Origin of the sequence: Roseomonas genomospecies 6 (genome assembly GCF_008365375.1) — a bacterium.
In the GTDB taxonomy this organism is placed as follows: Bacteria; Pseudomonadota; Alphaproteobacteria; order Azospirillales; family Azospirillaceae; genus Azospirillum.
The window spans coordinates 24,764-42,439 of the sequence record NZ_QOKW01000017.1 but is presented as its reverse complement, the minus strand read 5'-3'; the positions used below and the strand labels follow the sequence as shown (position 1 = coordinate 42,439).

Below are 17,676 nucleotides of genomic sequence, written 5' to 3'. Positions count from 1 at the left end.
AACCAGCCCGCCGCCCCGCAACATAAGTGCTTAACCGTGGCAGGAAAAGGGCGAGCTTTCCAAGGCGCCGCTCCCCTGCCCCACGGTGTTACGCCGAGAGCTTCTCCAGCGCGCTTTCCACCGACAGCTCCTGCTTTTCCCCGGTGGCGCGGCGCTTCAGCTCGACCACGCCGTTCTTCAGGCCGCGCGGCCCGACGACGAGCTGCCACGGCAGGCCGATCAGGTCCATATCGGCGAACTTCACGCCCGGGCGGTCGTCACGGTCGTCGTACAGGACGTCCAGCCCGTTGGCGCGCAGCTTGTAATACAGCTCCTGGCAAACCCGATCGGTCTCGGCGTCGCCGACCTTCAGGTTGACGAGGCCGACGTTGAAGGGCGCTACGGCGTCCGGCCAGATGATGCCGTTGTCGTCGTGGCTGGCCTCGATGATGGCGCCCATCAGGCGCGACACGCCGATGCCGTAGGACCCCATCTCCACCGGGACCGGCTCGCCGCCTGGACCGGCGACGACGGCGTTCATCGGCTTCGAATATTTGGTGCCGAAGTTGAAGATGTGGCCGACCTCGATGCCGCGGGCCGAGACCAGATCCGACTCCGGAACCGGGCAGTTGCCAGGCTCGTGCTTCTCGTCGGTCGCCGCGTAGATCGAGGTGTAGGTGTCGAAGAAGGGCTGGAGATCCTCGTCGAAGCCCGGCGCGTTCTGAAGAACGTCCAGGGTCAGCCAGTCCTTGTGGCAGAAGACGCCGCTCTCGCCCGTCTCGGCCAGGATGATGAACTCGTGGCTCAGGTCGCCGCCGATGGGGCCGGTGTCGGCGCGCATCGGGATCGCCTTCAGCCCCATGCGGGCGAAGGTGCGCAGATAGGCCAGGAACATCTTCTGGTAGGAGCGCTTGGCGCTGGCCGGGTCGATGTCGAAGCTGTAGGCGTCCTTCATCAGGAACTCGCGCCCGCGCATCACGCCGAAACGGGGGCGGATCTCGTCCCGGAACTTCCACTGGATGTGGTAGAGATTCAGCGGAAGCTGGCGGTAGCTCTTCACGAAGGCGCGGAAGATGTCGGTGATCATCTCCTCGTTCGTGGGGCCGAACAGCATCTCGCGGTCGTGACGGTCGGTGATGCGCAGCATCTCCTTGCCGTAATCGTCGTAGCGGCCGCTTTCCTTCCACAACTCCGCCGACTGGATGGTCGGCATCAGCAGTTCCTGGGCGCCGGCGGCGTCCTGCTCCTCGCGGACGATCTGCTCGATCTTCTTCAGGACCCGATGGCCCAGCGGCAGCCAGGCGTAGATGCCGGCGCTGGTCTGGCGGATCATCCCGGCCCGCAGCATCAGGCGGTGCGAGACGATCTGCGCCTCGGTCGGGGTCTCCTTGAGGGTCGGCAGGAAGAAGGTGGACAGCCGCATGGGTCTGCTCTCGATTTCGAGGGGATAAGTCCGGCCCTTCGCCGGACCGCAACGGGGACAGGGACTTTAGGAAGCCGCCACGCGATTGTCCATCGTCACGGCGCGCATCATAGGGCGCAGCGCATCACCGGACGGTGCGGCAATAGGCGTACAACTCCGCCTCGCTCGGACCCCCGATGGGCTGGCCGTTGAAATAGAGCCGGTCGGCGTACCAGGTCAGATAGCCGACCTCGACGCCCGGCGCCGCCGCGCCCTGGGGCACCGGAAAGCCCATGCGGCGGGCGAAATCCACGGTCACGGGAAGGTCGAACCGCTCCAGCGGCGGGGCGGCGCCCGCGGAACCCGGCAGGTCGGCCGGGGCCACCGGCTTGCCCGTCGCGTCCACGCCCGGTGTGTATTCCACCCCCGCCGCCGGGCGGTGAGCGGTCAGGAACCGGCAGGCCGACAGGTCGACCGGCTGCGCCGCCGCACCGCCCGGAAACGCCAGCAGGGCGGCGAGAAGGATGGCGGGACGCTGGATCATGGCGGGCCTTCAGCTTTGGGCGACGGCGGAATGATGCATGGATTTCCAGTAGGTGGCGAGATAGGGCATGCCCTTCTCCGCCTCCTCCTGGGTGCGGGCCGACTGGCGGATGTACTTGCCGATGAAGGGCTTGTTGACGAACTCCATGTCAACGGCGGCCTTCAGGACCAGGAACTCGCCGATCCGGTCCGGCAGGTTGTAGTGCCATTTCTGGAGGCAGTCGGAGGTCACCCCGGGCTTCGCCTGTTCCTGGCCGGAGAGGTAGAATTCCTGGTGATGGTACTGCTTGATCTCCTTCCATGCCTGGAAGATGCGCGCCGGCTTCACGCGGACCAGCCCCTTCAGCACCTTGATGTCGTCGTGGAACAGCGGCAGGTAGCCGCGCCGTTCCGCCTGCTCGTTCAGCATGGTGTAGAGGCCGGCCATCACGTCGCCTTCCGCCCCGGCATCGGCCTTCACTTCGGGCTTCGTTTCCTTGCGCCCGAACAGGGACGAAAAGAATCCCTTCTTCTTCGGCGGCGCGGAGGAGCCGTTGTCAGCCCCGATCTTCCGCTCGTCCCACAGCGCGTCCCAGGCGTAGTCCCAGGCGGTGAAGATTGCGTTGGAGCGGTCGTCCAGCACGGTGAGCAAGTATTCGCGCCCGTCCCGAGGCCAGTCCACGTCGCCGACGATGGCCCGCACCGGGCGGCGGCTGAGCACCACCGGGAAAATCCCGACGCGCACCAGTTCGGCATACATTTCCTGAAAGGAGGGGGTCAGCGCAAAGGGGAGCTTCGCCGACGGCGGCTCCTCCGGGGTGAGCAGTTCAAGACTTTTGCGGGTGCGGTCGAGCAGTTCCGTGGTCAATATGGCCGCGAACTGGTCGAACTTCTCGTTGTCACCCGCGGTCATAGGCGCCTCGACATCGTTCTCCCCGCTGACGGCCGCAGAATGTTTGCGAACGCCGCCGCGCTTGAATCCAAAGTCGGAACGGACGCTCGCCCGCTTCCTTCGCAATGGGATGAAGCTATAACCGATAAAGGGTTAATTCATTCTGTACCGAATCACAACGCTCCGCCATCCTCGAAGGACGACGGCACCACCGAACGTCGTGAAAGGGACCGGACGAAAAAAGGACCGCGCGGCGGTCGCGGCGCGGCCCAAGTTTAGGGAGGAATCGCCACCAGGCGTCGGAAAAGAGGGAAGAACCCCTCTCGTCACACAAAGTACATTGAACCCGCCGCACCGCGATGACAAGACGGATTTTTGATTACGCCAAGTCGTCGCCCAATAAACATCGGGTTTTGCATATCGATCGGGCAGTTGATTGCATCGTGGGCTGGTGTATGCCGAAGGTTTAGGCACCGTAGCCTGCAAACCCCTGGCGAACCGCGGTCATCCACGGCGGCTCGACCGCGGCGACCGCGGCCCAGACCGAGCATTCCCTCTGATGCGCGCCGGGCAGATAACCGAGACTCATCAGGAACTCCCCGGTGATCTCCCCACCGGTGAAGCGGAAGGTGCGCTTGAACAGGCGGACCCAATCCGCCTTGCCCAACGGGTGATGGGCGCGCAGCCAGCCGTCGAAGGAACCATGCGAGGAGCGCAAGGCCACGATGCGCCGTGCGTTCTCGATGGCGGCATCGATCTTCAGCCGGTTGCGGACGATGCCGGCATCGGCGAGCAGCCGGTCCCGCTCCGCCTCGCCGTAGGCTGCGACGCGGTCGATGTCGAAACCGTCGAAGGCGGCCCGGAAGGCGTCGCGCTTTCTCAGAATGGTCAGCCAGGACAGGCCCGCCTGGTTGATCTCCAGCACCAACCGCTCGAACAGCACCCGGTCGTCGCCGCTGGGAAAGCCGTACTCGGTGCCGTGATAGGGGCCGTGATGGGGGTGGCCGGGCGCGACGTCGCAATAGGTCAGGCTCACGGGCGCTCTCCTGCGGGTATCAGCGCGGCTTGGCCATCTCGCGGAAGGAAATCAGGTCCGACTGGACCACGGCGTAGATGATCAGCCACACGACCGCCGCGACCAGGGTCGTGGCGGCGAATTTCAGGAGAATGCGCGGGCGTTCGGGCGCGCTGTTCGCCATGCCCGGCTCGGGCTGGGCCGGCGTGCGCACGCCCCAGGGCAGCACCGCGAACAGCACCACCCACCAGACGACCACATAGACGCTGATGCCCGTCACCCAGCCCATCGCACCCTCCCGGCTTTCCGGCCCTTAAAGCGGATTGCGATCCGCTTTGGACCGCGACGGCGGTACCGGCCGCATGTGCGGCCGAAGCCCGCTGGCGAATGAAGCGAAATGAATCTAAAGCGAACGGACGTTCGCTTTAGGCCTGTTCCAGTTCCACCAGGGTCCCGCAAAAGTCCTTCGGGTGGAGGAACAGCACCGGCTTGTCGTGGGCGCCGATCTTCGGCTCGCCATCACCGAGGACGCGGGCGCCCTGCTCCTTCAGACGGTCGCGTGCGGCCAGAATGTCGTCCACCTCGTAGCAGATGTGGTGGATGCCGCCGGACGGATTCTTCTCAAGGAAGGCGGCGATGGGCGACGTGTCGCCGAAGGGGTGCAGCAGTTCGATCTTCGTGTTGGGCAGGTTGACGAAGACGACCGTGACGCCGTGCGCCGGCAGGTCAACCGGCTGCGACACGGCGGCGCCCAGGGTGTCGCGGTAGAGCGCCGTCGCCGCCGGCAGATCCGGCACGACGATGGCGACGTGGTTCAGCTTCCCGATCATGGGTCCTCCCGAAAGGCAGATAGTCGGAAACGCTTATACACGGACCAGATGCACTTCCGTCACCGGCTTCTTGCCGTGGGTCGCGTTGAAGCAGCGCCGGACGGCGATGCGGGCGGCGTTGCGCACCTGCTCGTCGTCCATTCGGCCCGATTTCGGCAGATCGGCCACCGCCTCGCGCACGGCGTCCACCACGTCGAGCAGCATGTCGCGGTCCGCCGAGTCGTCCAGAAGCCCCATCACCGCGATCTGCGGAGCGGTCACGAGTTCGCCCTTCCCGTTCATCACCAGGGTGGCGACGGCGGCCCCGTTGTGGACCATCCGGTGGCGCGCCCGCATCAACCCGGTGTCGAGCGGCACCAGACGCTTGCCATCCAGCGCCATGCGGCCCGAACGCACCTGAGCAACCACCCGCGCCGGACCGCCCGGCCCCAGCCGGATCAGATCGCCATTGCCGGGGATCAGCGCTTCGGGAACCTGGCAGGCGCGGGCGAGCTTGGCGTGCTCCATCTGGTGGCGCTGCTCGCCATGCACCGGTACGGCGATCTGCGGGCGCACCCACTGATACATGCGGACCAGTTCGTCCTGCGCCGGGTGGCCGGAGACATGGACGGGCGCCTCGTCGGCGGTGACGATGCGGATGCCCTGGCTGACCAGCAGGTTCTGCATGCGGCCGATAGCCCGCTCGTTGCCCGGAATCTCGCGCGAGGAGAAGATCACCACGTCGCCGCGCTGGAGCGACACCTGGGGATGATCGTCGGACGCGATGCGGGCAAGCGCGGAGCGCGGCTCCCCCTGGCTGCCGGTGCAGACCAGCACCAGCTTGTCGCGCGGCACGTAGTTGGCGTCGTGTTCGGTCAGGAAGGCCGGAACCTCGGCCAGATAGCCGTTGGACCTTGCGGCCTCGTTGATCCGCCACATCGACCGCCCGACCAGAGCGACATGGCGCCCGTGCGCCGCGGCGGCGTGGGCGATGCTCTCCAGCCGGGCGACGTTGGTGGCGAAGCAGCTCACCGCAATGCGCACGTCCGGATACTGCCCGATCAGCTCGGTCAGGGCCTTGCGCACCCCCGCTTCCGATCCGGAACTGCCTGGAACCAGCGCGTTCGTGCTGTCGCCGATCAGCGCCAACACCCCTTCGTCTCCGATGGCGCGCAGCCGCCCCTCATCGGCGGCCTCCCCCACCAGCGGCTCGGGGTCGAGTTTCCAGTCGCCGGTGTGGAGCACCATGCCGGCGGCGGTGCGGATCGCCAGGGCGTTCGGCTCCGGGATCGAATGGGTGACGGTCACATACTCGACCGAGAAGGGACCGACCTCCACCGTGCTGCCCAGCGCAACCTCATGAACCGGCACCACCCCGGCCAGCCCGCGCTCATGCAGCTTGGCCCGCAGGACGGCGGCGGTGAAGGGCGTGCAGTAGACGGGCACGCGAAGCTGCGGCCAAAGATACTGGATGGCCCCCAGGTGGTCCTCGTGCGCGTGGGTCAGCACGATGCCCAGCAGGTCGTGCCTGCGCTCCGCGATAAAGGCGGGGTCCGGCATGATGACGTCCAACCCCGGCATCGTGTCGTCCGCAAAGGAGATGCCGAGATCCACCATCAACCACTTGCCGCGATGGCCGTAGAGGTTGAGGTTCATGCCGATCTCGCCCGAACCGCCCAGAGGGAGGAAGTAGAGCGCGTCGTCCTCGGGAGCGAACAAGTCGCCGTCTCCCTCGACCGGGTGGGCGGGGAGAGCGGAGTCGGGTTGGGTCATTGGGCCGTGTTGCGCTTGTGGATCAGGAGGAGGCCGCGCAGCGTGAGTTCGCCGTCGGTGTGTTCGATTACATGGGTAGCCTTGGCGAAAAGCACACCCAGCCCACCGGTCGCAACGACCGTCATCGGCTCGCCGTACTCCGCACGGATGCGGTTCACCAGCCCTTCGATGAGACCCACATAGCCCCAGAAGACGCCGGACTGCATGCACTCGATGGTGTTGGTGCCGATGACATGGCCCGGCTGCTGGATCTCCACGCGCGGCAGTTTGCTCGCGGCCATCTGGAGCGCCTCCAGCGACAGGTTCAGTCCCGGCGCGATCACGCCGCCGCGGTAGTTGCCGTCGGCGTCCACCACATCGAAGGTGGTGGCGGTGCCGAAATCGATGACGATCAGCGGCGCCTTGTAGGTGGCCGCCGCGGCCACGGTGTTGACCAGCCGGTCCGCGCCGACCTCGTCCGGCCGGTCCACCAGAGCCCGCGTGCCGAGATCCACCCCCGGCTGGCCGACCACCAGCGGCTCACAGCCGAAATGGTCCTTGCACAGGCGCTTCAGATTGAAGGTGGCGCCGGGGACGACACTGGCGATGATCGTGCTGTCGATGTCCGCCGGGCGCATCCCCTTCAGCGCCATCAGATGGGTCAGCCACACCATGTATTCGTCGGCGGTGCGCTTCTTGTCGGTCGCCGTGCGCCACAGGCCGCGCTGTTCGTCGCCCTCATAGATCGCGAACACCACGTTGGTGTTTCCGGCGTCGATGGCGAGCAGCATTTCAGGTCTCCACCACGGGTGGGAAAAACACGTCACCGGCGGCGATGCGCTGGCGCCCCGCCCCGTCCTCCCGATCAAGCAACAGAACGCCGTCGCTGTCCAGATCGGCGAAGGTTCCGGTCAGCGTCCGGTCCGGCAGGCGGACGACGATCGGCTCGCCAAGCCCCCTCGCCCGCCTCAGCCAGGCCTCGCGCACCGGGCCGAAGCCATGCTCCGTCCACAGCCCGTACCAGCGCGCGAGATGCTCTGCGTAGATTTCGAGAAGCGCCCCGGGCTGGAGCGCCGGAGCCCCCTCCGCCAGCAGCGACGTGGCCGCGAACTCGGTGCTTTCGGGAAAGTGCCGCAGGTTGATGCCGACTCCGAGCACCAGCCAGGAGAGCCCTCCCCCGGCGGCGGCTTCCGACTCGAGCAGGATGCCGGACAGCTTGCGTCCGTGCACCAGCACGTCGTTCGGCCATTTGCAGCGGACCCCTTCCGGATCGGGAAGGACGGAGGCCGCCGTGTCCGCGATGGCGAGCGCCGCCACGAACGAAATCTGCGCCGCCTCGGCCGGCGGACGCGAGGGGCGCAGAATGGTCGAACTGTAGAGATTGCCTTCCGGCGAGGTCCAGGCTCGGCCACGACGGCCACGGCCAGACTCCTGCCGCTTGGCCCAGACGATGGTGCCCTCGGCGGCACCCGAACGCGCGAAGGTCTTCGCCTCGTCGTTCGTGCTGCCGACGGAGTCGAAGACCATCACCCGGAAGCCCGGAGGCAGACGCAAACGCGCCGCCTCCGCTTCATGACGTGCCGTCATCCGGCGAACAGGGACGCCGCCGCCGACGCCGCGTAGTTCAGGATCGGGGCCGGAACCACGAAGAACAGCAGCGTGAAGAGACCGGTGGCGACCAGGATGCCCGTCATCCCGTCGTCATTGATCTTGTCGAACGCCTCCACCGGCTCATCGAAGTACATGATCTTGATGATGCGCAGGTAGTAGTAGGCGCCCACGACGCTGGTCAGCACGCCGATCACCGCCAGCGTGTAGAGCTGCGCCTCGATGGCGGCGAGGAAGACGTACAGCTTGCTGAAGAAGCCGGCCATCGGCGGGATGCCCGCCATGGAGAACATGAACACCGCCATCGCACCCGCCAGCAGCGGGTTGGTGCGCGACAAGCCGGCGAGGTCCTTGATCTCCTCGACCATACGGCCCTGCTGCTTCATGCACAGGATGACCGCGAAGGTGCCGATGTTCATGACGATGTACACCGCCATGTAGATCAGCACGCCGCGCACGCCTTCCTGAGTGCCGGACGCGAGGCCGACCAGGGCGTAGCCGACGTGGCCGATGGAACTGTAGGCCATCAGCCGCTTGATGTTGCTCTGGGTGATCGCCGCGAAGGCGCCGAGCGACATCGAGAGGATCGAGCTGACGATGATGATCTGTTGCCACTGGTGCGCCAGATGACCGAACGGCTCGATCAGCAGACGGGTGAACAGCGCAATGGCGGCGACCTTCGGAGCGGCGGCAAAGAAGGCCGTGACCGGGGTCGGCGCACCCTCGTAGACGTCCGGCGTCCACATGTGGAACGGAACGGCGGAGATCTTGAAGGCCAGACCGGCGGCGACGAAGACGAGACCGATGATGACGCCCACCGACGGGTGCGCGCCACCGGCGAACAGCGCGGCGATCTTGTCGAAGGAGGTCGTACCGGCGAAGCCGTAGACCATCGAGGCGCCGTACAGCAGCATGCCGGAGGAGAGCGAGCCCAGCACGAAGTACTTCAGGCCCGCTTCCGACGACTTGGCGCTGTCGCGGCGGAAGGCCGCGATGACGTAGAGCGCGAGGCTCTGCGTCTCAAGCCCGACATAGAGCGAGATGAGGTCGTTGGCCGACACCATCATCAGCATGCCGAGCGTGGCGAAGAGCATCAGCACTGGGAACTCGAACCGGGCCATCTTTTCGCGCTCGTTGAAGCCGAGCGCCAGAAGGACCGACAGCGAGGCGGCGACGAGGATCAGCACCTTCATGAAGACGCCGAAGGCGTCCATCACGAAGAGGCCGTTGAAGGTGACGACCCGGCCCGTGCCGTAGCCCATGGTCAGGATGGCGGCCAGCAGCAGCGCCACCATCGTCATGTAGCCGATGGGGCGCGTGAAGCCGTCGCCGCGGAACACGCCGATCAGCAGCAGGGCCATGCCGGCGCAGGCGAGGAAGATTTCCGGCAGGGCCGGCCAGATGTCGGGAAACACAGCGGTCATGTCGGAACCTCTAGCGCGCGGCGACGGAGACGTCGGCCCCGCCCTGAGCGGCGGCCAGCTTGGTCTGGTAGGTCTGGATCAGTTGGCCGACGGACGCCGACGTGATGTTCAGGAAGCTGTTCGGATAGATGCCCATCCACAGCACCACGGCGATCAGCGGCAGGAAGATGGCGACCTCGCGGGTGTTCAGGTCGAACATCGCACGGACATCCGCCTTGACCAGCTTGCCATACACGACGCGGCGGAACAGCCACAGCGCGTAGGCCGGGCCCAGGATCAGGCCGGTGGCGGCCAGGAGAGCGACCCAGGTGTTGTCGCGGAAGGCGCCGAGCAGGACCAGGAACTCGCCCACGAAGCCGGAGGTGCCCGGCAGGCCGACCGAAGCCATGGTCATGAACAGGAACACCACCGCGTATTTGGGCATGTTCTTCACCAGACCGCCGTAGCGGGCGATCTCGCGGGTGTGCAGCCGGTCATAGACCACGCCGACACAGAGGAAGAGCGCGCCCGAGACGATGCCGTGCGACAGCATCGTGAAGATCGAGCCCTCGATGCCCTGCTGGTTCAGCGCGAACATGCCGATGGTGACGAAGCCCATGTGGGCGACGGACGAGTAGGCGATCAGCTTCTTCATGTCCTCCTGCGCCAGGGCGACGAGGGAGGTGTAGATCACCGCGACGATCGACAGGGCGTAGACCATCGGGGCGAAATACTCGGTCGCTTCCGGCAGCATCGGGATGTTGAAGCGCAGGAAGCCGTAGCCGCCCATCTTCAGCAGCACGCCGGCCAGAATGACCGACCCGGCGGTCGGTGCCTCGACGTGCGCATCCGGGAGCCAGGTGTGCACCGGCCACATCGGCACCTTCACCGCGAAGGAGGCGAAGAAGGCCAGCCACAGCCAGAGCTGCATGTTGCGCGGGAAGTGCGTCGCCGTGATCGTCGGGATGTCCGTCGTGCCGGCCACGAAGTACATGGCCAGGATGGCCAGCAGCATCAGGACCGAGCCGAGCAGCGTGTAGAGGAAGAACTTGAACGCCGCATAGACGCGCCGGGCACCGCCCCAGACACCGATGATCAGGAACATCGGGATCAGCACGCCCTCGAAGAACATGTAGAAGAGGACGAAATCCAGCGCGCAGAACATCCCCACCATGAGGGTTTCCAGCACCAGGAAGGCGATCATGTATTCCTTCACCCGGTTCTGCACCGCTTCCCAGGAGGAGAGGATGCAGAGCGGCATCAGGAAGGTGGAGAGGATGACGAACAGCATCGAAATGCCGTCCACACCCATGTGGTAGGAAATCCCGAATTCGGGAATCCACTCCGCCTTCTCCACGAGCTGGTAGCCCGGGTTGCGCGGGTCGAAGTTGAACCAGATGAACAGCGACAGGACGAAGGTGATGACCGTCGTCCAGAGCGCGACGTAACGGACGTTCCGAACCACATCCGGCGTGTTGCCCCTGCAGAAGAGCAGGATCAGCGCCACACCGGCCAGCGGCAGGAAGGTCGTGAACGACAGGAGCGGCCAGCTAGCCATTGTTCTTGTTCCCCTTCAAACCGCTCAACCGAACACCGAGAGCCAGGCGACCAGCAGGACGACACCGATCACCATCGCGAAGGCGTAGTGATAGACGTAGCCGGACTGGAGGCGGCTGGCGCGCGCCGCGACGTCGCGGGTGGCGGCGGCGATTCCGTCCGGACCGACACCGTCGATCACGGCGCCGTCGCCGGATTTCCACAGGCCGTAGCCCAGATACTTGGCCGAGCGCACGAACAGGCGGTCATACAGCTCGTCGAAGTACCACTTGTTGTACAGGAACTGGTGCACGCCGCGGAACGTGCCGGCAACCTTCTCCGGCAGGCCGGGCATCGCCATGTACATGATGTAGGCGAGCGCGATGCCGATCAGACCGACGACCAGCGGAGCCAGCTTGACCCAGCCCGGCGTGTGGTGGTGCGCCGCCTCGATGCTGTTGTTGTCCGCCAGCACCAGGATCGTCTTGCCCCAGAAGTGCTCCATGCTGTGGCCGATGAACAGCTCGTGGAAGCCGAAGCCCGCGAACAGGGCGCCCAGCGCCAGAACCGCCAGCGGGATCAGCATGACGACCGGCGACTCATGGGCGTGATCGAAGACCGACTTCTCCATCCGCGGCTTGCCATGGAAGGTCATGAACAGCAGACGCCAGGAGTAGAAGGCGGTCAGCAGCGCGGCGGCGATGCCGAGCGCGAAGGCGAACTTGCCGACCGGGCTGGCCGAGGCGAAGGCCGCCTCCAGAATCATGTCCTTGGAGTAGTAGCCGGCGAAGAAGGGCAGACCGGCAAGAGCGAGGTTGCCGATCCACATCACCGCGTAGGTGAAGGGGATCTTCCTCCAGACGCCGCCCATGTTGCGCATGTCCTGCTCATGATGCAGGGCGTGGATCACCGAGCCGGCGCCGAGGAACAGCAGAGCCTTGAAGAAGGCGTGCGTGAACAGGTGGAACATCGCGGCGCCGTAGGCGGAGACGCCCGCGGCGAAGAACATGTAGCCGAGCTGGCTCATGGTCGAATAGGCGATGACGCGCTTGATGTCGAACTGGGTGAAACCGATCGTCGCCGCGACGAAGGCCGTCAGGGCGCCGATCACGGCAACCACTTCCAGCGCCGTCGGCGCATACTCGAACACCGGAGACAGACGGCAGACCATGAAGACGCCGGCGGTCACCATGGTGGCCGCGTGGATGAGGGCCGACACCGGGGTCGGGCCTTCCATGGCGTCCGGCAGCCAGGTGTGCAGGCCGAGCTGGGCCGACTTGCCCATGGCGCCGATGAACAGCAGCAGGCAGGTGACGGTCAGCGCGTCCACGTTCCAGCTCAGGAAGTGCAGCTTCTGGCCGACCAGCTCCGGGGCCTTGGCGAAGATCGCATCGAACTGGACGGAACCCGTCAGCACGAAGATCGCGAAGATGCCGAGCACGAAGCCGAAGTCACCGACGCGGTTGACCAGAAAGGCCTTGATCGCCGCATTGTTGGCCGAGGGCTTCTCGTACCAGAAGTTGATGAGCAGGTAGGAGGCGAGACCGACGCCTTCCCAGCCGAAGAAGAGCTGCACGAGGTTGTCGGCCGTCACCAGCATCAGCATGGCGAAGGTGAACAGCGACAGGTAACCCATGAAGCGCGGCTTCTGCGGGTCCTCGGCCATGTAGCCGATGGAGTAGACGTGCACCATCGCGGACACGGTGTTGACCACCACCAGCATGACCGCGGTGAGCTGGTCGACGCGCAGCGCCCAGGACACGTCCAGCCCACCGCTGCGAATCCAGCTCATCAGCTCGATCGTGCGCGGGTTGCCGCCGACGGCGACGTCGAAGAACAGAACCCAGGACAGAACGGCGGACAGCAGCACGGCACCGGCGGTGACGAACTGCGATGCCCGGTCGCCCGCGGTGGGCGGTCCGGCGACCGCATGATGGTCATCGTGACCGTCGTCGTGCTCGTCGTGAGCGTGCGCATGATCATGGGCGTCGTGCCCATGATCATGCCCATGGTCGTGGTGGCCGTGGCCGCCGGCATGCGCCGGCTCCGCCTTCGGTCCGCCGAACAGGGCGATCGAACCGGCGACGAGGAACGCCAGGAGCGGGAGGAATACGACAAGGACTTCCATGGCGCGGCCTTAGCCCCTCATCAGATTGATGTCTTCGACCCGGATGGAGCCGCGGTTGCGGAAGTACACCACCAGGATGGCGAGACCGATGGCCGCCTCGGCAGCAGCGACGGTCAGGATGATCATGGAGAAGACCTGCCCGACCAGATCGTTCAGGAAGACCGAGAACGACACCAGATTCAGGTTCACGGCGAGCAGCATCATCTCGATCGACATCAGGATGATGATGACGTTCTTCCGGTTGAGAAAGATGCCGAGGACGCCGAGCGTGAAGATGATGGCCGAGACTGTCAGATAATGCCCGAGACCGATTTCCATGATCACACGCCCTCCCCGGTCGGCACCTTGCGGATGGCGACCACATCCTCGCGCCGACGGGCGAGCTGGGAGCCGATGTTCTGCTTCCGGACACCCTCACGCTCGCGCAGGGTCAGGACGATGGCGCCGATCATGGCGATCAGCAGCACCATGCCCGACGCCTGGAACAGATAGACGTAGTGGGTGTAGATGAGCTGCCCGAGCTGCTCGGTGTTGGTCGCGTCCCCCATCGCCGCCATCGGCGCCGAGGCGGACTGCACCGCCGCCGGGGCGATGATCCAGCCGCCGAGCACGGCGGCGAGTTCCGCCAGAAGGATCAGCCCAATCAGCCCGCCGATCGGCAGATACTGCAAGGCCCCCGCCCGCAATTCGCGGAAGTTGATGTCGAGCATCATCACCACGAACAGGAACAGGACCGCGACCGCGCCCACATAGACGATCACCAGGATCATCGCGATGAACTCGGCCCCGAGCAGCACGCACAGGCCGGCGGCCTGGAAAAAGGCCAGGACCAGATAAAGGACCGAATGAACCGGATTCCGCGCCGAGATGACCATCACACCGGAGGCCACCAGCAGCGCGGCAAAGACGTAGAAGGCGATGCCTTGAACAATCATCGTTATCCCCGTTTCCGCTTACCGCACTGCAAGACTTACCGGTACGGCGCCTCGGCCGCGAGGTTCTGGGCGATCTCCGCTTCCCAGCGGTCGCCGTTCGCCAGCAGCTTCTGCTTGTTGTAGAAAAGCTCTTCACGGTTCTCGGTCGAGAACTCGAAGTTCGGACCCATCACGATGGCGTCCACCGGGCAAGCCTCCTGGCAATAGCCGCAGTAGATGCACTTCGTCATGTCGATGTCGTATCGCGTGGTGCGGCGGCTGCCGTCCTCACGCGGTTCGGCCTCGATGGTGATGGCCAGGGCCGGACACACCGCCTCGCACAGCTTGCAGGCGATGCAGCGTTCCTCGCCGCCGGGATACCGGCGCAGGACGTGCTCGCCGCGGAAGCGGGGGCTGATGGGGCCCTTTTCGAACGGGTAGTTCAGGGTCACCTTGGGCTTGAACATGTAGCGCAGGGTGAGCCCGAGGCCGCCCAACAGTTCGGTCAGGAACAGGCTGCGCGCCGCACGATCGAGGAACGCCATGGCCTCTTCGTCTCCTTCCTTGCGGGCGCCCCGTTCCGGGTGACGCCCGCTCTTTCTCTTTGAATCTCGATCCGATGGTCCGTTCAGGCGCCGATCACTTCGGCAGCCAGCCGAACGTCACCAGCACGCCGGCCGTCAGGACGACCCACAGCAGCGAGAACGGCAGGAACACCTTCCACCCCAGCCGCATGAGCTGGTCGTAGCGGTAGCGCGGCATGGTCGCGCGCACCCACACATAGACGAACAGGCAGAAGGCGATCTTCAGGGCGAACCAGATCGGACCGGGTATCCAGGTGAAAGGCGCGAACGGCAGCGGCGGCAGCCAGCCTCCCAGGAACAGGATGCTGGTCATCGCGCTCATCAGGATCATGTTGGCGTATTCGCCAAGGAAGAAGAGCGCGAAGGGAGCCGAGCTGTATTCCACCATGAAGCCGGCCACCAGCTCCGACTCGCCTTCCGGCAGGTCGAAGGGCGAACGGTTGGTTTCCGCCAGCGCCGAGATGAAGAAGATCACGAACATCGGCAGCAGCGGGATGGCGAACCAGACCGTCTCCTGCGCTTCCACGATCTTCGTCAGGTTCAGCGATCCGACGCAGAGCAGGACGGTGATGATGACGAGGCCCATCGAGACTTCGTAGGACACCATCTGCGCCGCGGAGCGGAGCGCGCCGAGGAAGGCGTAGCGGGAATTCGACGCCCAGCCGGCCATCACGATGCCGTACACGCCCAGCGACGAGATCGCGAACAGGTACAGGATGCCGACGTTGATGTCGGCCAGCACCATGCCGTAGTCGAAGGGAATGACCGCCCAGGCGACCAACGCCAGGAAGAAGGTCAGCATCGGCGCCAGATAGAAGACGAAGCGGTTCGCCCCAACCGGCAGGATCTGCTCCTTCGCGAACAGCTTCAGGCCGTCCGCGAAGGGCTGCAGCAGACCGAACGGCCCGACGATGTTCGGACCCTGGCGGAGCTGCATGGCGCCCATGATCTTACGCTCGGCGTAGGTCATGAAGGCCACCGCCACCAGGAGCGGCACGACGATCGCCAGGATCTTGAGGACGATGATGATCAGCGGCAGCAGGAAGCCGCTCCAGAACTCAGCCATGGGTACCGGTCCTCTCCTGAGCGGTCTCGGCGGGCTTCACGAACGTCTCGGCGCAACGAGCCATGGTCACCGAGGCGCGGCTGATCGGGTCGGTCATGTAGTAGTTCGCGACCGGCGACACGAACGGGGCCGCGTCGAGCGCGCCCTCGGCGCCGAACGGCGCCCAGGCCGCCGGCGTGGTGGTTCCAACCGCCGCGAAGACCGGGTTGACCTCTGCCAGGCGGCGGCGAATCTGGATCAGGCTGTCGTAAGGCAGCTTGTGGCCGAGATGTTCCGACAGGGCGCGCAGGATCTTCCAATCTTCCCGCGCCTCGCCGGGCGGGAAGGTGGCGAGACGCGCCTGCTGCGGACGGCCTTCGGTGTTGACGTAGATGGCGTTCTTTTCGGTGTAGGCGGCGCCCGGCAGGATAACGTCGGCGCGGTGCGCGCCCTTGTCGCCGTGGTGGCCCTGGTAGATCACGAAGGCTTTTCCGAGCCCGGCGGTGTCGATTTCGTCGGCGCCCAGCAGGAACACGACGTCGATCTCGCCCTTCCCGGCCCCCTCAACAATTCCGGCGGTGCCGCGACCGCCCTCGCCCGGCAGGAAGCCGATGTCGAGACCGCCGACGCGCGAGGCTGCGCCGTGCAGCACGTTGAAGCCGTTCCAGCCGTCCTGAACGACGTTGAAGGTTTCGGCCAGCTTGCGCACCGCGGCCTGGACGGCGGGACCGTCCTTGCGGCGGAAGGCGCCGGCACCGAGGATGATCATCGGGTTCTTGGCGCCGCGCAGCACGTCCGCGAAGGCGTGCGAGCCGTCGAGAAGCTGCTGCAGGGCGTCGGTCCCGGTGCCGAGATGGCTGTACGGGTAGGTCAGCTCGCGCGCCTCGCCGATCACCGCGACCTTCAGGCCACCCATCAGGTAGCGCTTCCGGATGCGGGCGTTGACGATGGTGCCTTCCCAGCGCGGGTTGGTGCCGACAAGCAGGATCACGTCCGCCCGCTCGATCCCGGCGATGCCGCTGTTGAACAGATAGCCCGCACGGGACGACGTGTCGAACAGCGCGCCGTCCTGGCGGCAGTCTATGTTGGCCGAGCCGAGGCCAGCCATCAGTTCCTTGAGCGCCAGCATGGACTCGGTGTCGGCCAGATCGCCCGCGATGGCGGCGATGCGGTTGCCCGGAACACCCTTCACCTTGGCGGCGATGGCCTGGAATGCCTCCGCCCAAGTCGCCGGCTGGAGCTTGCCGTCCTTGCGGACGTAGGGGCGGTCGAGACGCTGGCGCTTCAGCCCGTCATAGGCGAAGCGGGTCTTGTCGGCGATCCACTCCTCGTTCACGTCCTCGTTGACGCGCGGCAGGACGCGCATCACCTCGGGGCCGCGGGTGTCGACGCGGATGTTCGAGCCGACCGCGTCAAGCACGTCGATCGTCTCGGTCTTGCGCAACTCCCACGGACGGGCCGTGAAGGCGTAGGGCTTCGAGAGCAGAGCCCCCACCGGACAGACGTCGGCGAGATTGCCCGACAGTTCCGACCCGATGGCCTTCTCGACGAAGGTGGTGATCTCCATATGCTCGCCGCGGTAGACCGCGCCGAGGTCCGGAACGCCGGCGATCTCGTTCACGAAGCGGATGCAGCGCGTGCAGTGGATGCAGCGCGTCATCTCGGTCCGGATCAGCGGCCCCATGTACTTGTCCTGGACGGCGCGCTTGTTCTCGCCGTAGCGGCCACGGTCGAAGCCGTAGGCCATCGCCTGGTCCTGGAGATCGCACTCGCCGCCCTGGTCGCAGATCGGACAGTCCAGCGGGTGATTGATCAGCAGGAATTCCATGACGCCCTTGCGGGCCTTGTGCACGAGGTCGGTGTTGGTCTTCACGACCATCCCGTCGCCGCAGGGCATGGCGCAGGCGGCCACCGGCTTCGGGGCACGCTCCATCTCCACGAGGCACATGCGGCAATTCGCCGGCACGCTCAGCCGCTCGTGGTAGCAGAAGCGCGGGATCTCGATGCCAAGCTGTTCGCAGGCCTGCAGGATCGAGGTGCCCGGCTCGACTTCGATCTCGATCCCGTCGATGGTGAGTTTCGGCATT

At 65.7% G+C, this 17,676-nt stretch carries 17 protein-coding genes; all 17 read right to left on the bottom strand.

What is annotated here, in order from left to right; genetic code table 11:
* Window positions 1-88: 88 nt before the first annotated feature.
* Complete coding sequence (proS, locus tag DS843_RS19990) at window positions 89-1,402, bottom strand: proline--tRNA ligase (RefSeq protein WP_149470593.1); 1,314 nt, start codon at window positions 1,400-1,402, stop codon at window positions 89-91.
* Window positions 1,403-1,526: 124 nt separating this feature from the next.
* On the bottom strand, window positions 1,527-1,925 hold the full coding sequence (locus tag DS843_RS19985) for a hypothetical protein (RefSeq protein ID WP_149470592.1): 399 nt from the start codon (window positions 1,923-1,925) through the stop codon (window positions 1,527-1,529).
* A 9-nt stretch (window positions 1,926-1,934) separates the two neighbouring features.
* Complete coding sequence (locus DS843_RS19980; RefSeq protein WP_149470591.1) at window positions 1,935-2,816, bottom strand: hypothetical protein; 882 nt, start codon at window positions 2,814-2,816, stop codon at window positions 1,935-1,937.
* Between the two features lie 445 nt (window positions 2,817-3,261).
* Complete coding sequence (locus tag DS843_RS19975; RefSeq protein WP_149470590.1) at window positions 3,262-3,831, bottom strand: DNA-3-methyladenine glycosylase I; 570 nt, start codon at window positions 3,829-3,831, stop codon at window positions 3,262-3,264.
* Window positions 3,832-3,850: 19 nt separating this feature from the next.
* Window positions 3,851-4,099 (bottom strand): DUF1467 family protein, encoded by a 249-nt coding sequence (locus DS843_RS19970; RefSeq protein WP_149470589.1) that lies wholly within the window; start codon window positions 4,097-4,099, stop codon window positions 3,851-3,853.
* Between the two features lie 136 nt (window positions 4,100-4,235).
* A complete protein-coding gene (gene mce, locus DS843_RS19965; RefSeq protein ID WP_149470588.1) occupies window positions 4,236-4,640 on the bottom strand; it encodes a methylmalonyl-CoA epimerase in 405 nt (134 codons plus the stop codon).
* A gap of 33 nt (window positions 4,641-4,673) precedes the next feature.
* Window positions 4,674-6,338 carry an MBL fold metallo-hydrolase gene (locus DS843_RS19960; RefSeq protein ID WP_475849253.1) on the bottom strand — a complete coding sequence of 555 codons (1,665 nt, stop codon included), beginning with the start codon at window positions 6,336-6,338 and terminating at the stop codon, window positions 4,674-4,676.
* 50 nt (window positions 6,339-6,388) lie between these two features.
* The gene (locus DS843_RS19955; RefSeq protein WP_149470587.1) at window positions 6,389-7,162 is read right to left on the bottom strand and encodes a type III pantothenate kinase; all 774 of its coding nucleotides are present in this window, start codon (window positions 7,160-7,162) and stop codon (window positions 6,389-6,391) included.
* Window position 7,163: 1 nt separating this feature from the next.
* The gene (locus tag DS843_RS19950; protein ID WP_475849252.1) at window positions 7,164-7,925 is read right to left on the bottom strand and encodes a biotin--[acetyl-CoA-carboxylase] ligase; all 762 of its coding nucleotides are present in this window, start codon (window positions 7,923-7,925) and stop codon (window positions 7,164-7,166) included.
* A gap of 29 nt (window positions 7,926-7,954) precedes the next feature.
* Window positions 7,955-9,403, bottom strand: a complete 1,449-nt coding sequence (gene nuoN, locus DS843_RS19945; RefSeq protein ID WP_149470585.1) for an NADH-quinone oxidoreductase subunit NuoN — start codon at window positions 9,401-9,403, stop codon at window positions 7,955-7,957.
* Window positions 9,404-9,413: 10 nt separating this feature from the next.
* A complete protein-coding gene (locus DS843_RS19940) occupies window positions 9,414-10,940 on the bottom strand; it encodes an NADH-quinone oxidoreductase subunit M (RefSeq protein ID WP_149470584.1) in 1,527 nt (508 codons plus the stop codon).
* Window positions 10,941-10,964: 24 nt separating this feature from the next.
* Complete coding sequence (gene nuoL / locus DS843_RS19935; RefSeq protein WP_149470583.1) at window positions 10,965-13,046, bottom strand: NADH-quinone oxidoreductase subunit L; 2,082 nt, start codon at window positions 13,044-13,046, stop codon at window positions 10,965-10,967.
* A gap of 9 nt (window positions 13,047-13,055) precedes the next feature.
* The gene (gene nuoK / locus DS843_RS19930; protein WP_014240130.1) at window positions 13,056-13,364 is read right to left on the bottom strand and encodes an NADH-quinone oxidoreductase subunit NuoK; all 309 of its coding nucleotides are present in this window, start codon (window positions 13,362-13,364) and stop codon (window positions 13,056-13,058) included.
* 2 nt (window positions 13,365-13,366) lie between these two features.
* The gene (locus DS843_RS19925) at window positions 13,367-13,981 is read right to left on the bottom strand and encodes an NADH-quinone oxidoreductase subunit J (protein ID WP_149470582.1); all 615 of its coding nucleotides are present in this window, start codon (window positions 13,979-13,981) and stop codon (window positions 13,367-13,369) included.
* A gap of 35 nt (window positions 13,982-14,016) precedes the next feature.
* Window positions 14,017-14,505: an NADH-quinone oxidoreductase subunit NuoI gene (gene nuoI / locus DS843_RS19920; protein WP_014240128.1), complete on the bottom strand. Its 489-nt coding sequence runs from the start codon at window positions 14,503-14,505 to the stop codon at window positions 14,017-14,019.
* A gap of 94 nt (window positions 14,506-14,599) precedes the next feature.
* Window positions 14,600-15,610 (bottom strand): NADH-quinone oxidoreductase subunit NuoH, encoded by a 1,011-nt coding sequence (nuoH, locus tag DS843_RS19915; protein WP_149470581.1) that lies wholly within the window; start codon window positions 15,608-15,610, stop codon window positions 14,600-14,602.
* On the bottom strand, window positions 15,603-17,675 hold the full coding sequence (gene nuoG, locus DS843_RS19910) for an NADH-quinone oxidoreductase subunit NuoG (RefSeq protein WP_149470580.1): 2,073 nt from the start codon (window positions 17,673-17,675) through the stop codon (window positions 15,603-15,605). The genes nuoH and nuoG overlap by 8 nt, the downstream gene beginning before the upstream one ends.
* Window position 17,676 lies beyond the last annotated feature (1 nt).

Bases quoted from the DNA above. Each gene is read 5' to 3' on its own strand.
- proS (WP_149470593.1), bottom strand. From the start codon at position 1,402: ATGCGGCTGTCCACCTTCTTCCTGCCGACCCTCAAGGAGACCCCGACC.
- DS843_RS19985 (WP_149470592.1), bottom strand. From the start codon at position 1,925: ATGATCCAGCGTCCCGCCATCCTTCTCGCCGCCCTGCTGGCGTTTCCG.
- DS843_RS19980 (WP_149470591.1), bottom strand. From the start codon at position 2,816: ATGACCGCGGGTGACAACGAGAAGTTCGACCAGTTCGCGGCCATATTG.
- DS843_RS19970 (WP_149470589.1), bottom strand. From the start codon at position 4,099: ATGGGCTGGGTGACGGGCATCAGCGTCTATGTGGTCGTCTGGTGGGTG.
- mce (WP_149470588.1), bottom strand. From the start codon at position 4,640: ATGATCGGGAAGCTGAACCACGTCGCCATCGTCGTGCCGGATCTGCCG.
- DS843_RS19955 (WP_149470587.1), bottom strand. From the start codon at position 7,162: ATGCTGCTCGCCATCGACGCCGGAAACACCAACGTGGTGTTCGCGATC.
- nuoN (WP_149470585.1), bottom strand. From the start codon at position 9,403: ATGACCGCTGTGTTTCCCGACATCTGGCCGGCCCTGCCGGAAATCTTC.
- DS843_RS19940 (WP_149470584.1), bottom strand. From the start codon at position 10,940: ATGGCTAGCTGGCCGCTCCTGTCGTTCACGACCTTCCTGCCGCTGGCC.
- nuoL (WP_149470583.1), bottom strand. From the start codon at position 13,046: ATGGAAGTCCTTGTCGTATTCCTCCCGCTCCTGGCGTTCCTCGTCGCC.
- nuoK (WP_014240130.1), bottom strand. From the start codon at position 13,364: ATGGAAATCGGTCTCGGGCATTATCTGACAGTCTCGGCCATCATCTTC.
- DS843_RS19925 (WP_149470582.1), bottom strand. From the start codon at position 13,981: ATGATTGTTCAAGGCATCGCCTTCTACGTCTTTGCCGCGCTGCTGGTG.
- nuoI (WP_014240128.1), bottom strand. From the start codon at position 14,505: ATGGCGTTCCTCGATCGTGCGGCGCGCAGCCTGTTCCTGACCGAACTG.
- nuoH (WP_149470581.1), bottom strand. From the start codon at position 15,610: ATGGCTGAGTTCTGGAGCGGCTTCCTGCTGCCGCTGATCATCATCGTC.
- nuoG (WP_149470580.1), bottom strand. From the start codon at position 17,675: ATGCCGAAACTCACCATCGACGGGATCGAGATCGAAGTCGAGCCGGGC.